At 43.4% G+C, this 13,987-nt stretch carries 10 protein-coding genes and 1 tRNA gene; 4 read left to right on the top strand and 7 right to left on the bottom strand.

Annotated elements, in window-relative coordinates; translation table 11 throughout:
- Positions 1-76: 76 nt before the first annotated feature.
- The 3 genes from ACYVBM_RS20600 to thrS form a co-directional block, all read right to left on the bottom strand.
- Positions 77-1,195: an efflux RND transporter periplasmic adaptor subunit gene (locus tag ACYVBM_RS20600; RefSeq protein WP_460687588.1), complete on the bottom strand. Its 1,119-nt coding sequence runs from the start codon at positions 1,193-1,195 to the stop codon at positions 77-79.
- 24 nt (positions 1,196-1,219) lie between these two features.
- Positions 1,220-2,572, bottom strand: a complete 1,353-nt coding sequence (locus ACYVBM_RS20595; RefSeq protein WP_460687587.1) for a TolC family protein — start codon at positions 2,570-2,572, stop codon at positions 1,220-1,222.
- 322 nt (positions 2,573-2,894) lie between these two features.
- The gene (thrS, locus tag ACYVBM_RS20590) at positions 2,895-4,844 is read right to left on the bottom strand and encodes a threonine--tRNA ligase (RefSeq protein WP_460687586.1); all 1,950 of its coding nucleotides are present in this window, start codon (positions 4,842-4,844) and stop codon (positions 2,895-2,897) included.
- Positions 4,845-5,024: 180 nt separating this feature from the next.
- Between thrS and ACYVBM_RS20585 the strand changes: the two genes are divergently transcribed.
- Positions 5,025-5,723, top strand: coding sequence for a porin family protein (locus ACYVBM_RS20585; RefSeq protein WP_460687585.1), 699 nt, complete (start codon positions 5,025-5,027; stop codon positions 5,721-5,723).
- Positions 5,724-5,932: 209 nt separating this feature from the next.
- Here the strand turns inward: ACYVBM_RS20585 and smc are convergent, their stop codons facing one another.
- On the bottom strand, positions 5,933-9,466 hold the full coding sequence (smc, locus tag ACYVBM_RS20580) for a chromosome segregation protein SMC (RefSeq protein WP_460687584.1): 3,534 nt from the start codon (positions 9,464-9,466) through the stop codon (positions 5,933-5,935).
- Between the two features lie 445 nt (positions 9,467-9,911).
- On the opposite strand from smc, the gene ACYVBM_RS20575 reads away from it, so the two are divergent.
- Positions 9,912-10,298, top strand: a complete 387-nt coding sequence (locus tag ACYVBM_RS20575) for an acyl-CoA thioesterase (RefSeq protein ID WP_460687583.1) — start codon at positions 9,912-9,914, stop codon at positions 10,296-10,298.
- Between the two features lie 29 nt (positions 10,299-10,327).
- On the opposite strand, the gene ACYVBM_RS20570 is transcribed toward ACYVBM_RS20575, so the two are convergent.
- The 3 genes from ACYVBM_RS20570 to ACYVBM_RS20560 form a co-directional block, all read right to left on the bottom strand.
- The gene (locus tag ACYVBM_RS20570; RefSeq protein ID WP_460687582.1) at positions 10,328-10,681 is read right to left on the bottom strand and encodes a helix-turn-helix domain-containing protein; all 354 of its coding nucleotides are present in this window, start codon (positions 10,679-10,681) and stop codon (positions 10,328-10,330) included.
- Between the two features lie 428 nt (positions 10,682-11,109).
- Positions 11,110-12,612, bottom strand: coding sequence for an APC family permease (locus ACYVBM_RS20565; RefSeq protein WP_460687581.1), 1,503 nt, complete (start codon positions 12,610-12,612; stop codon positions 11,110-11,112).
- Between the two features lie 63 nt (positions 12,613-12,675).
- On the bottom strand, positions 12,676-13,221 hold the full coding sequence (locus ACYVBM_RS20560) for a DNA-3-methyladenine glycosylase I (RefSeq protein WP_460687580.1): 546 nt from the start codon (positions 13,219-13,221) through the stop codon (positions 12,676-12,678).
- A gap of 101 nt (positions 13,222-13,322) precedes the next feature.
- On the opposite strand from ACYVBM_RS20560, the gene ACYVBM_RS20555 reads away from it, so the two are divergent.
- Both ACYVBM_RS20555 and ACYVBM_RS20550 read left to right on the top strand, forming a co-directional pair.
- Positions 13,323-13,400 (top strand) — tRNA-Val (locus ACYVBM_RS20555).
- 136 nt (positions 13,401-13,536) lie between these two features.
- Positions 13,537-13,914: an ISAon1 family transposase N-terminal region protein gene (locus ACYVBM_RS20550; RefSeq protein WP_460687579.1), complete on the top strand. Its 378-nt coding sequence runs from the start codon at positions 13,537-13,539 to the stop codon at positions 13,912-13,914.
- Positions 13,915-13,987 lie beyond the last annotated feature (73 nt).

Here is a 13,987-nt window from a genome sequence, read left to right as displayed (position 1 = left end):
GTACCTGCAATACCAGCTGCTTATTTTTTGTATCAGAGAATGATTGAGCATTGCCAGTTCTCCATACTCTATCAACTTATTTCTTAACATTTGATGTGTCGGCGGTAACAACAGCCCCTTCCCTAAGATTCTGCACTCCTTCTACGACGATGGTTTCACCAGGCTGCAGCCCTTCCCTGATTAAAACATTGGAACCTATTTGCGTGCTTAAAGAAACCCTGCGCTGGGAAACCTTGCTGCTATCGCCCACCACGTATACAAAGAATTCACCCAACTGCTCGGTAACGGCTTTATAAGGGATCATTGTAGAACGGGAAGATGCGGCATTCAACACCCTTACCGTTCCGCTCATCCCGGCTTTAAGCAGGTGATTATTATTAGGAAAAACCAGCCTTACCTTAATAGCGCCTGTTTGAGGATCAACCGCCCTGTCGATGATCTGAATTTTACCATACTGAGGATATACTTCTTCGCCAAAGGCCAGCGAAAAAGTGGAGTCAATCATATTCCGGCTGTTCTGTAGCTTAGAGAACCTGTAAATCTCTTTTTGATCTACTACAAAATCTGCCGCCATCGGGTTATCGGTAGATACCGTATTTAATATAGTTTGACCGGCAACAACCGAAGTTCCCAGGCGCACCTGTGAAATACCAATAGTTCCGCTAAAAGGTGCATATATAGTTGCAAAACTCACATTAGCCCGTACTGCATTGGCCTGGGCTTTGGCAGCAGCCAGCTGCTTTTGTGCCGCAGCTAGTGCAGCATCTGCATAATCCACCTGCTGCCTGGCTATCGCATCCTGCTTATCCAAAGCATGATAACGCTCGGCATCTTTCTGGGCCTTGATTACATTGGTTTCCTGCACCGCTACCTGTGCCAGGGCCGCCTGGTAATTGGCCTGGTAGGTTTGCTGGTCAATAGTGTATAGTTTCTGGCCTTTAGCTACTTTATCCCCGTCCTTGAAATGGATGCCGGTAATATAACCCGTAACCTGCGGCCTGATCTCAGACTGATTCAGCGGCACCAGTGTGGCCGGGTACTCATCATAATAAGTGGCATTACCGCTTTCGGACACCTTCACTACTTTAACCGGAATGGCCATATTGAGTGCGGCCGCGGGGGCCTGCTCCTTGCTTTTACAGGCGAATAGTGACAATAATAAAAGTGAGCATATTGAAAACCTTGTAGTGATCATCTGTATATATTTTCGTTTGCTTTATTATTTTACGTAAATGGTTCCTTCTGCTTTTTGCACATCTATCTTACTGCTGAGCAGGCCGTACACTGCATTGAAATAATTGATCTGTGCAGCCTGAAGATCTGTTTGCGCCGTAATTAGTTCCAGATAAGTTTTTATACCCTCCCGGTATTGCAGTTCGATAATGCGGTGTACTTCGGCGGCCAGCTCCATATTTTCTTTTAACGCCCGGTAATTAGCCATACTGGCCCGGTACCGGGACATAGCGGTCTTATACTCGCTGCCTGCCTGGTTTACAAAATTGGTCAGCTCAAGCCTGGTCTGGTCCACCTGCCTTTCTGCAATCACAACGTTATTTTTACGCTTGCCGCCCTGGAAAATAGGAAAGCCCAATGTTAGCACCGCATAGGAATTCGGAAAGCTCTGATTATAAAGCTTTGCAAAATTATCATTCAAAAAGTTTCGTATATAAGCGCCGTTAGCGGAAACAGTAGGTAAATAGCTCCATTTATTATAACGCACATTGGCTTCCTGCAGCCGGAGCTGAGCCTGCAGTTGCTGATATTCTACCCTTTTGGTATAGCTGGCAGGCTGTAAGGTATCCAGGTAAATTTCCTGTTCCAGCATAGCACTGTCGTATTGCAGGGATAATTCTTTTTCTTCCGGATAGTTGATCAGGAACTTTAAATTAGCGATCTTGGCATTCAGCGCCTCTTCAATTTCTTTCTTGGAAGCCATGACATTGTTCAGGGCTATCGTAGCACGCTGATAGTCGGTTTTATCAGCAACACCGGCATCGTAACGGGCACGGGCATCTTTCAGGCCACGCGAGAGCATTATAATATTGGCTTCGGTTATTTTTCTCTGTTGCTCTGTGGCTAATAAATCATAAAAATTTTTAGAAACATTCGCTACCAGGTTGATCTTTGCATTTTCTGTTTGAGTGGCTGCCACAAGCCTTACGTCCTGTTGTGTCCGGCTGGCCAGCAGGGCATCGCGATTGAAAATATTTTGTGTTGCGGTAAGCTGAAGAGCAGAAGTATTGAACACACCAAAGCGCACCTGGTTTCCTCCAATAATATTCACCGGCAATTCAAAATTCCGTTGATAATTATAATTAAAATTAAGCTGCGGGTACCAGTCGGCCAGTCTGTTTTTTATTTGCAGATCGGTAATATCCTGATTGATCTCCGCCTGTTTTACGCCGGGCTGGTTAGCCAGCGCATAATCAATAATGCCCGGTAATGTAGCGTTATACAATGATAACGTATCGCTGGTTTGCGCATATACCACCGTTGTATAGAACAAAGAACCTATAATACTAACGACAGTTAGCATGAATTTATACCTTAATTTTTTCAAAAAGAAAGCCATAGAACAAAATTTACCTGATAGATCAGCAACATTGGTCCACATTCAAAATATTCAAACAAAAACAATAAAGATGTTAGTTTGTTTAAACAAATCTATTCATTGAAATTTCAGAAGGTGGGCATTTTTTTAGATAAGTAATGCCATTTTTGACGATGTTTTAAAGAAAAGATTGCGGGTGTGTATAAGTTTTAACCGCGAAAGCGGAAATGAAAAGCCTTTAGCCCTGAAACAAGAAGCCGGACTAAAGGCTGAAAGCAGAAAGCCGAAAACTGAACAGCATTAGCTATTTAGCTTCCAGCCTTCTGCATGAAGCTCAAGGCTTTTAGCCTTCATGAGCGTTGTCTGCTTTTTCTTCAATCTCTTTTAATACTTCGTCCATAAACTCATCCACAAGCTTAGTACCTGCATCGCCTTTGCCCTGCCTGCGTATGGATACTTTGTTTTCATTCATCTCTTTTTCGCCTACCACCAGCATATAAGGTATTTTCATTAACTCCGTATCACGTATTTTTTTTCCGATTTTTTCGTTCCTGTCATCTACCTCTATTCTTACACCGGCACGCTTCAGTTTTTTCTGAACTTCGCGGGCGTAAGGCAAAAACTTGTCGCTGATGGGTAACACTTTAACCTGTACAGGTGCCAACCATACCGGGAACTTACCGGCATAGTGTTCTAACAGGAAGCCGATGAAACGCTCATGAGTACCCAATGGCGCACGGTGAATGATCAAAGGTACTTCAGGTTCATTATTTTGATTGGTATAGCTTAATTTAAAACGACGCCCCTGTGCAAAATCTACCTGGTTGGTAGCCAGGGTAAATTCCCGGCCAATAGCACTCCAGATCTGTACATCTATCTTCGGGCCATAGAATGCCCCCTCTCCTTTCACTTCTACATAAGGGATATTGCTTTCAATTAATACATTACGTACAAGCTCTTCTGTTTCAAGCCAAAGTTCGGGCTCGTCAATATATTTCTGGCCCAGCTTCGCCGGATCGTGCAGGCTTAAACGCATGATGTACTTTTCAATCCCAAATATTTTGAAATATTTGAGGTACATTTCATTTACGGCACGAAATTCATCTGCAAACTGCTCCTTGGTGCAATAAATATGAGCATCATTCATATGCAGGCAGCGTACGCGCATCAATCCAAACAACTCGCCGCTTTGCTCATAACGATAGCAGGTTCCGTATTCGGCAATACGATAAGGCAGGTCGCGGTAGCTTTTGGGTTCGGCATCAAATATTTTATGGTGGTGTGGGCAGTTCATTGCTTTCAGGTAATATTTCTCCCCGTCCAGCTCCATTGCAGGGTACATACTATCGGCATAATATGGCAAATGCCCACTGGTAAGGTACATGCTTTCCTTGGCAATATGCGGCGTAACCACTCTCTTGTAGCCTGCATCCTGCTCGGTTTCTTTAGCCAGCTTTTCCAGTTCTTCTATAATAACGGTTCCATTAGGCAACCATAGCGCTAAACCCTGGCCCACCATGTCGTCCATAGTGAAAATGCCTAATTCTTTGCCCAGCTTACGGTGATCGCGTTTTTTAGCTTCTTCCAGCATGGCAAGGTATTCGTCTAATTCTTTCTGCGAAGGAAAAGTGATGCCATAAACACGTGTCAGCTGTTTGTTTTTCTCATCCCCTTTCCAGTAAGCGCCTGCCACGCTGGTAAGCTTTATGGCCTTAATAAGGCCTGTACCCGGGATATGCGGGCCCCGGCAGAGATCGGTAAAATTGCCCTGGGTATAAAAAGTAATCTCCCCATCGTTCAGGTTACTCAGCAGGTCCAGCTTATATTCATCACCTTTTTCTGTAAAATAGGCAACCGCTTCGGCCTTGGGCACCTCTTTTCTTATATAAGTGTTATTGGCTTTGGCCAGCTCGTTCATTCTCTTTTCCAGCGCAGCCAGGTCATCTTCGGACAGCTTTCTTTCGCCCAGGTCCATATCATAATAAAATCCACCCGAGTCCAATGCCGGGCCTACCCAGAACTTCACACCCGGAAAAGCTGCTTCTACTGCCTCCGCCATCAGGTGCGCCGAAGAGTGCCAGAATGTTTTCTTGCCATCCGTATCGTTCCACGTCAGTAAAAAAAGTTCCGTATCGTTGTTGATAGGGCGCGTAGCATCCCACACCTCGCCATTTACTTTAGCTGCAATAACCTTACGGGCCAGACCCTCGGAAATAGATTTCGCCACATCCAACGCTGTAACGCCAGCTTCAAACTCTTTTTTAGCACCATCCGGAAAAGTAATAGTAATCATACCAGGTAATTCTTTTAAAGATTGCAAAATTAACGAAGTAAGAGGAGAATGACAGGAAGTAAAAAAGATTAGCTATCAAAATTTTATCATACCAATCCGATAATAAGCTGTAGCAGGCTTACCTGACATTGATAACGGGTTTGGCATGATTTTGTTAACACATGCAATAAACCTTTTATTATGAAAAGAATATTGTACATAGCAGGATTTTTATTACTTCCCACTATTTCGGGCTTTGCCCAGCAAAAAGGATTCGCCATAAGCGATAAAGTAATGATCGGTCATAGCTGGACAGTAGGCAATCGTAGCAGCGATGATCTTAAATATGCATTTCACCCAACTGTACAATTCGGACGTACTGCCCTGTACAATTTTAGCGACAATGTGGGTATAGGCTTAGGAACTTTTTTCAGCACTGAAGGCGTTACCTTTAAAATTAATAATAATACGGGAGCCAGGAAAACAGAACAGCGTATGAACTATATACGCATCCCGCTGGGCGCCATGTTTACTTTTGGAGATCCTATAAGTAAGGTAAGGCCCCGCCTGGGTATTGGCGGATCTGTTGGATTTTTGGTGGGAGGCAAAACCTACCTGTTAGGAGATAATGATCTTTTCACAGGCGCAAAGACCATCAAAGCTATGAGCACCAAAGTAGATGCCGGGGCCACCGGATCGTTAGGATTAAGTGTAAGAGTGGCTGACGGCTTTTTAATTAACCATGATATCAATTATTACCACGGCCTGGTGGAAAATAAGTATGAAAGCAATTTGCCTTCCTTCACCCACCGGAACATAGGCTTAAGTATGGGCTTTACGCTTACCGGCGATGCAATGAAGAGCTGGAAAAACAAAATGAAAGGCCGTCATTATAAATAATCTGAAATACCTATTAAATAACTCATCCATGAAAACTTAAAAGCCGCTCCATATTCAATGAGCGGCTTTTATTATAAGATCAGCGGTACGGGTTCAAAGGCATTCATAGTGGATAAATTCTATACCTTTAAAAGAACCTTTCTGCCTATGAGGCAGGCTTACAACTGCGTTATTATACTCCTCATCATAGCGATCAATCGCTATTATACTTATCCTGCAGCAGCAAGACTCCTGAAATCAACGCTTACCAGCTTGCTTACGCCGGGCTCCTGCATGGTTACACCATAAATAACATCCACAGTACTCATGGTAGTTTTATTGTGCGTAACAATAATGAACTGGGAGTTATCGCTAAACTCGCGGATCATATTGGTGAACTTACCCACATTGGCATCATCCAAAGGCGCGTCTACCTCGTCCAGGATACAAAACGGTGCCGGCTTGATAAGGTATATCGCAAACAGCAAAGCGGTTGCTGTTAAGGTTCTCTCTCCCCCGCTTAGCTGTGTTAAAGAAGTAGGCCTTTTACCTTTAGGCCTTGCCATTACATCAATACCGGTCTCTGCAAGATTTTCAGGATTTTCAAGCACGAGGTCGCACTGGTCATCTTCTGTAAATAAAGATTTAAATACTTTCCTGAAGTTCTCCCGCACCTGGTTAAAAGTATCCAGGAATTTCTGGTTGGCAGTAGATTCTACTTCTTCGATTGTTTTTAATAAGCTTTCCTTGGCATTTACCAGATCGTTCTTTTGCTCTACGATGAACTCATAACGCTTCTTCATTTCTGTGAATGCCTCGATAGCAGTGGGGTTTACTTCTCCCAGGTTTTCCAAACGCTTTTTCAAGCGGTCTGCTTTTTCCTGCAGTTCCTCTGTAGTAGTTTCAGAAGTACGCTCTTCATCCAGTATATCTTCCAGCTGAATTTTGAACTCTACATTCAGGCGCTCTTTGGTTCCGGCCAGCTGCAGCTTTAGCTCATTCAGTTTGTCTTTTATAGCAGCCAGTAAGTGCTCTGCCTGCTCTTTTTCCTTCGCCTTGTGGCGCAATTCGCTTTCTTTTTCACTCAGCTGGTTACGCAGGTTATAGTAAGCCTGGTCTGCTTCGTCCAGTACTTTTTTATCTTCCTCACGTGCGTGCATCAATTGCAATAATTCTTCTTCCACTGCTACCAGCGCCGCTTCATTTTGCGCAATGTCTTCATTAGTGCCCGCCAGTTGCTGTGTGCTCTGCTCCACCTGCTTTTGCAGCTCTTCCAGCTGGTTGCTTTTAAACGTCAGCTCCTGCTTTAAAGCATTTATCTTGCTTTGCTGGCGCATTACATTCAGGTTAAACTCATTAAAATAGCCTAAAGATTCTTCATGGGCTCCCTGCGCCACTTTAAAGGCTTCTTCGGCCTCAGCTAACCGGTTAGCATTGAGCTGCAGCACTTCATTCAACTCCTGCAATTCCCTGCGCACCCCTTCCACAGCAGACTGGGTTTGCAGCAATTGCTCGTTCAGGTCTTCGAGCCTGTTACGGGCAACGCTTTGCTGGCCCTGTATATTTTCCAGTTTATTCTGCAAAGAGAACACCTGGTTGGAAAGCTCCTGGATGGCTTTCTCGGTTTCTTTGATCGCATTTTCCCTTAAATCCTCGTTAAAAGCAATCACTTCGTTATGTCTCGACTGTATCTGTGCCCGCAGGTTCTGCACTACCGTATCCTGTGCGGCGATATCTTCCTGCAGTTTTTCCAAATTCTTGGCACGTCCAATTTTTTTGCCTTCAATCAACCCTACACTTCCGCCGGTTAACGTATGTTTTCCTTTTACATAGCGTCCGGTTTTTTCAATAACGGTAAAGCCGTTGGAGTTATTCAGCGCTTCCTCTCCTTCTGCAATAAAAACATTGCCCAGCAGGTGTTTAGCAAGATTACTATATTTTTCATCCACTTCTACCACACTTAAAGCAGGCGTTGCATTTTCTAAAGTATGACCCGATGACGCACCAACCGCTTCGCCGATCTTATCCAGCAGAAAGAAATTCGCTTTTCCTTTTTTATTATGATCTAAGAGATGTACCGCCTCTAACCCCTGCTGCAAACTGTTTACCACGTAATAGTTCAGATAAGGCTCCAGCACATTTTCCAATGCCGTGCGGTATTCTTCCTTTACATAAATAATATCCGACAGGATAGGTGCATGGTAATTCCAGTCTTTATTCCGGTGCAGGAACTTGACACTGTCAGGATAGCCTTCCATAGAGTCGATCATACTTTTCAGCAGGTCATGCTCGTTCTTTTTAGCATCCAGCTTACGGCTTTCCTCTGCCATTTCGTTGCGCAGGCTATCTAAGATCTGCTGCGTATGTAAGATCTGCTCTTTTGTATGCTCGTTATGCGCCTGCAATTGTTCTAAAGACTGCTTTTGCTCTGCCAGCAATTGTTCCTTCTGTACCCTTTCTGCATCCAGTGTTTCAAAAGTAGCGCCACGTTGTTCTGTTTCCTGTTCTATCTGCTGAATGGCGCGTTGCAGGTTCTGAATAGAAGTATCAGCTACCGCCACTTTCTTTTCTGCTTCAAACTGGCTGCGTTGTACCTGCTGGTTTTCGAGACGCATTTCATCCAGTGCGTTACGTCTTGAATCTAAAATGCCACGCTTTTCATCTGCTTCGGCTTTCAGGCTTTCCAGTTGTTCGGTCAACCCTTCGTAAGCCTTTTCTTCTTCCGTTACCTGCTGCCCGGTGAACGCGATACTTTCCTCGATACCTTTTAACTGCGCCCCTGATTTATCCAAAAACTCCTGTAGTCCGCCCTCCTTTTCTTTGAGATACTGCAAACGCTGCACCGCAAGATTTTTATCGCCTTCTTTGGTACGCACTTTTTGCTGCAACTCGTTAAAAGCGTGCTGCATACTTTGCAGCGAACGCTCTTTTTCGATAAAGCCTGCTTTTTCCTGCTCCAAAGCAGCTTCTTCGGCCGCTACCGCAGCTTCCAGCTTCAGCACTTTATCGGTTTCCGTTTCCTGCTGTTCTGTAAGATCTTTATAGGTAAGATTAAACCCTTCCAGTGCGGCTTTGGCTAATTCTATGCTTATTTCGCGGTAGTCTTTCTTTATTTCATGATATTTTTCTGCCTTTTTTGCCTGGCTTTCCAGCGCTTTTAACTGGTTATTAATTTCAAACAGCAGGTCTTCAATACGGTTCAGGTCCAGCTCTGTAGCATCTAACTTCTGTTTTGCTTCTTTTTTTCTTGTTTTATAAATAGAAATACCGGCGGCCTGCTCCAGCATTTTCCTGCGGCTGTTGTCTTTATCGCGGATGAGATCGTCCACCATGTCCAGCGCAATAATGGCATAGGAATCGGTACTGATACCGGTGTCCATAAAAAGATTCTGGATATCTTTCAGGCGGCATTGCACATCATTTAGGCGATACTCACTTTCCCCGCTTTTATAAAATTTACGGGTGATGCGAACAGTATTGAATTCAGTGGGCAACAGGTTTTTAGTATTTTCAAAAGTAAGGCTTACCTCGGCCAAACCACTGGCTGAACGGGTTTTGGAACCGTTAAATACTAGGCTGTCAAGGTTTTCGCTACGCAATGCGCTGATTTTTTGTTCACCAATTACCCAGCGGATACTGTCCACAATATTAGACTTACCACACCCGTTCGGCCCTACAATACCGGTAATATTGTCATCAAAATTCACAATGGTTTTGTCAGCAAAGCTTTTAAAACCTTTTATTTCCAGACTCTTTAATCTCACGATGAAAAACTTTTATTGCAACGGCGAATATATACCATGAAACGGTAGCGGCTACTGTGTTTTATACACAGATTTTAACGGCAGGGTGTGGAAAAAAAATTGGGGTTCCCTCTTTTGGGCAACGGGTACTGATATTCATTTAAAAGGGTGTATATATTTTCTATACTATTTCGGAAGCAAGAGCTTACGGCTACGGATAGTGTAGTGGTTGAACCTCAGCCCCGAGAGGCTGTCTCCTAAGTCAATTTGGTAGTCTTCGACAAGCTCGGCCTGACACACTTTTTGAGACAATCACAGGCTGACCGGGGAAATTATACTCAGCAATAATTACCGAGCAAATATACTCTTGCCTTTAACGCTCTATACATACCGGCAAGCTTTTTACATGCAAAAAGTTTTATGTATCCTCCGCTATTATTCTGTTTAAAATAAGGAGTTTTGTGCAATGACAAGAGATGAAAGAATGAAACAGGCGGAAACACATGTTTTTAAAACGGTATTTCCTGATACCACAAATCATCATAACACCATGTTTGGCGGACAGATAATGATGATGATGACGGAAACGGCTTTTATGACGGCTACCAGGTTTTGCAGGAAAAGTTTCGTTATCGTGGGCGCTGATAAGATTAAGTTTACAAAGCCAATCCCTGCTGCATCGCTTGTGGAGTTCATTGGCAGTGTGGAAGATACCGGGAATACGAGCATTAAAATAAAAGTGAACGTTTATCTTGAAAAGATGGAAGAGGAATTCAGAGAACAGGCTGTTAGCGGCCTGTTTACTTTGGTGGCTATTGATGAGGATCATAAACCGGTTAAAATAGAGCCCTGACCTTTTACATTCCCGGATATTGCGCTTGCTTAATAGGCCTGTATCAATACTTCGGAAGGAATACGCAATGTGGCGCTTAACTTCCTGATCATATCCAGCGAGAGTTTTCGCTTCCTGTTTAATATCTCACTGGCCCTGCTTTTCTGACCGATCAGATCTGCCAGATCGTTCTGATTGTAATCCAGTTGCTCCATCCTGAACTTAATAGCTTCAATGGGATCCGGCATATCAATAGGGAAATGCTCTTCTTCATATTTTTCAATCAGGATACCGAGAGTTTCCAGCATCTCCTTCTTTTGTTCCCTTTTTTGCATCAAATATCTTCTCAAGCCGTTCCAGGGCCTGCATATAATCTTTTTCGTTTTTATGGGTTTTAGTTTCATGTGTTTATTTTTTATTTTTTTAATGGCTATATGGAATTCGCTGGATGATTATCCCTTTAGGCATGCAAAGTCCCTACAATTCTATATTTTTCCACTTTTTTCTTGACAAAAAAGTGGAGCAAAAAGTCAAGGCTGTGATGCCTGAGCTAAAAATGAATTCCGTTCCGCTAAAATGCCTGAACTCACCCCTTGATTCAAAAAAGTTAAACAGATCCCACGGGCTCAGACAGCAGGCATTTTTTTACGCTTCACTCCATTCATTTTCTTAACGCTCATGCATCAAGGCCACTCCCATTCATTGCAATAAACTCTCTCCATTAAATGCCCTTGTATCGTTGATTTTGCACCACAAAACAAGTGTGTCCCGCATTACGGGATAAACTGTGCAATTTAGATGATAACAGCACTGCCGATGACCTAATAAAAAATCACTCCGCCGCTTTTTTGCTACGCATCGCTATATAATAAATGGGCACGCCTATTAGCACGATCAGCAGGCCAAGCAGGGAAGTAGCAGGCTTGTAAAACAATAAACCAAGAGCCATTGTACCAGCCATTAAAATGTAAATAACAGGGATAACCGGATAACCGAATGCTTTGTAGGGTCTTTCTGCATCGGGGCGCTTTTTACGCAGCCTGAAAACACCGATGATGGTGAGTATATAAAATACCAGTGTAATAAATACCACGTAATCGAGCAGCAACCCGTATTTACCGCTTAAGCAAAGCATGGCTGCCCATGTGCATTGCGCCCATAAAGCCCATTGCGGCACGGCGTTCTTGTTGAGCGAAGCTGCCTGCGGGAGAAAAAGCCTGTCCTGCGCCATAGTATAAAAAACCCGGGCGCCCGTAAGCACCAGTCCATTATTACACCCGAATGTGGATACCATGATCATTACTGCTATAATGGCCGTACCATAAGCACCGAAAATATTAGAGGCAGCGGCGGTGGCCACCCGGTCCTGCAAAGGAAACGCTACATTGGGTGAGGCCACTTCGGTAGCAAAAGCAGCGGCACCTTCAGATGCCTGCGGAAATAAAGGCAATACCGCTATGTACATAATGTTGGTAAGCACATAAATAGTGGTTACAATGAGGGTGCCCAGGAAAAGACTGAGACCTACATTTTTTTTAGGGTTCCTGATCTCGCCGGCAATAAAGGTTACATTTTCCCAGGCAACGCTGCTAAACACGGAGCCTACCATTGCGGAGCTGATCAAACCGATCATCAGGAAAACAGATGAAGGCTCTTTGAACAATGACCAGCCTGCCTGGCTGCCGCTTTCATCTTTTACCACTTCTGTAAACCTGAAATCAAAGCCGGTGGCCCAGTTGGCGTTCCATACATCGGCTTTAGCGGCAATGAGCAGGCCAAATATGATCAATGCAAATAATGAGAAAAGTTTGGCTACGGTAAATACCGACTGTATAAGTTTCCCTTCTTTTATACCTCTGGTATTGACATACGTGAGAAAAACAATAAGCGCAATGGATACCAGTTGCGCGGGGTACAGCTTAAACCAGTCCCCTATTCGAAAAATAATGTTTTCATCTGCCATGGTAAGCGCCGGAACAAAATAACCCGCAAATTTGCTGAACGCCACACCCACAGCAGCGATGGTGCCGGTTTGTATTACAGCGAAAAAGCTCCACCCATATAAAAACCCCGTAAAGGGGTTATATGCTTCTTTTAAATACACGTATTGTCCGCCGGCCTTGGGGAACATGGAAGAAAGCTCTCCGTAGGTAACAGCAGCAAAAACCGTCATTAAGCCGGTGATCACCCACAACGCGATGAGCCAGCCTGCGCTGCCTACGTTGCGCGTCATGTCTGCGCTTACAATGAAAATACCGGAACCGATCATGGAGCCGGCAACGATCATGGTACCATCAAATAAGCTAAGGGACTGTTTAAATTTCTCTCCAGACATAGTGAGGTTGTTGTAATGGACAAGATAGGAATTAATTTTTAAAAAATGTCCATAGGCTATGGACTATCGCATCCACATCGGCTTTAGCTTTACTATTTTTTTATAAGCGGGACAGTTTTCCCGATGGCATCCGGGCAGGTAACCCGTGCTCATTAAAAATTCATTTACAATTTCCCCTCCTGTGAACCTGAACGTTTTTTTAAACAGCTTCACCCACTCTTCTTTTGTTTTGGGATGATGCTGATCGAGCCAGTTTTTAAATGAACCAAACTCTTTTTGCAGCGCTTTAATGGTTTTGGCATTTTCGATGGCCGCATTTATTTTAAGCCGGTTGCGGATGATACCAGCATCCTGCATAAGGGTATCAAATTTTTTCTGCGTATAACGACTTACCTTGTCAATATTAAAATTGTCAAAGGCCTTATAGAAATGCTCTTTCTTTTTAAGAATGGTTTCCCAGCTCAGCCCTGCCTGGTTGATTTCGAGCACCAGCCTGGCAAATAATTCGTTGTCTGACTCCAGGGGAAAGCCATATTCATGGTCATGATAATGCTGGTGTACAGAACCTTTTCCTTTACCCTCTATAAAATCGCAATAGTAATTTGACATAGCTGCAATATCAATAAAATTTTTTTATAGTTTATTTGGAATATTTAAAGTGGTTCCCTTATTTTTGCACTCCCTTTACAAACAAGGGTTTTTGAAATTAAGGGAGTTTAGCTCAGTTGGTTCAGAGCATCTGCCTTACAAGCAGAGGGTCGGCGGTTCGAGCCCGTCAACTCCCACCAGAAAATCAAGCAGTTATGAAGTTTATATCATAGCTGCTTTTTTATTTGAGACATAATTTGAGACATTTTCATGAGCATATAAAGGATCAAGCCCAAAAGTTGTGGAGTAGAATTAAAAATTTAGTTTTGAGTCCTGATGAATAAGAAGATACAGGACAGTCACATTGGTTTGTTAGAGTTACTACTCCCCGATTATATTTTAGCTTATTTTGATTTAAAGGGAGTTCGTAAAGAGCAGGATGTATATCATTTGGATCTGGAAGAGATTAATACTTCTCCTTTAGACAGCAATACAGGCAAGCTACTATCCAAAGGATTTTTTCCATCAATAACAGTTCAGGATTTTCCTATTCGCGGCCATAATGTTTTTTTACACATCAAGCGACGACGGTGGTTGGATCAGCAATCGGGTGTTATCTCCAGAGATTGGCCTATGGTAGCTACGGGAACACGCATAACCGGCAAATTTGCCGCTTTTTTTAAAAGAAATCAGTCGATACGGCCTCTATTATAGGGGCTGTCGGAACTTTTATCATTTTATATAAAAAATGCATCTCAATAAGCAAATTTTATTCCCTACATACTTT

The organism is Niabella aquatica (genome assembly GCF_054779315.1).
Note: the sequence above shows the minus strand (reverse complement) of the source record. Positions and strands in the feature narration are given on the sequence as shown.

Bases quoted from the DNA above. Each gene is read 5' to 3' on its own strand.
- ACYVBM_RS20600 (WP_460687588.1), bottom strand. From the start codon at position 1,195: ATGATCACTACAAGGTTTTCAATATGCTCACTTTTATTATTGTCACTA.
- ACYVBM_RS20595 (WP_460687587.1), bottom strand. From the start codon at position 2,572: ATGGCTTTCTTTTTGAAAAAATTAAGGTATAAATTCATGCTAACTGTC.
- thrS (WP_460687586.1), bottom strand. From the start codon at position 4,844: ATGATTACTATTACTTTTCCGGATGGTGCTAAAAAAGAGTTTGAAGCT.
- ACYVBM_RS20585 (WP_460687585.1), top strand. From the start codon at position 5,025: ATGAAAAGAATATTGTACATAGCAGGATTTTTATTACTTCCCACTATT.
- ACYVBM_RS20575 (WP_460687583.1), top strand. From the start codon at position 9,912: ATGACAAGAGATGAAAGAATGAAACAGGCGGAAACACATGTTTTTAAA.
- ACYVBM_RS20570 (WP_460687582.1), bottom strand. From the start codon at position 10,681: ATGAAACTAAAACCCATAAAAACGAAAAAGATTATATGCAGGCCCTGG.
- ACYVBM_RS20565 (WP_460687581.1), bottom strand. From the start codon at position 12,612: ATGTCTGGAGAGAAATTTAAACAGTCCCTTAGCTTATTTGATGGTACC.
- ACYVBM_RS20560 (WP_460687580.1), bottom strand. From the start codon at position 13,221: ATGTCAAATTACTATTGCGATTTTATAGAGGGTAAAGGAAAAGGTTCT.
- ACYVBM_RS20550 (WP_460687579.1), top strand. From the start codon at position 13,537: ATGAATAAGAAGATACAGGACAGTCACATTGGTTTGTTAGAGTTACTA.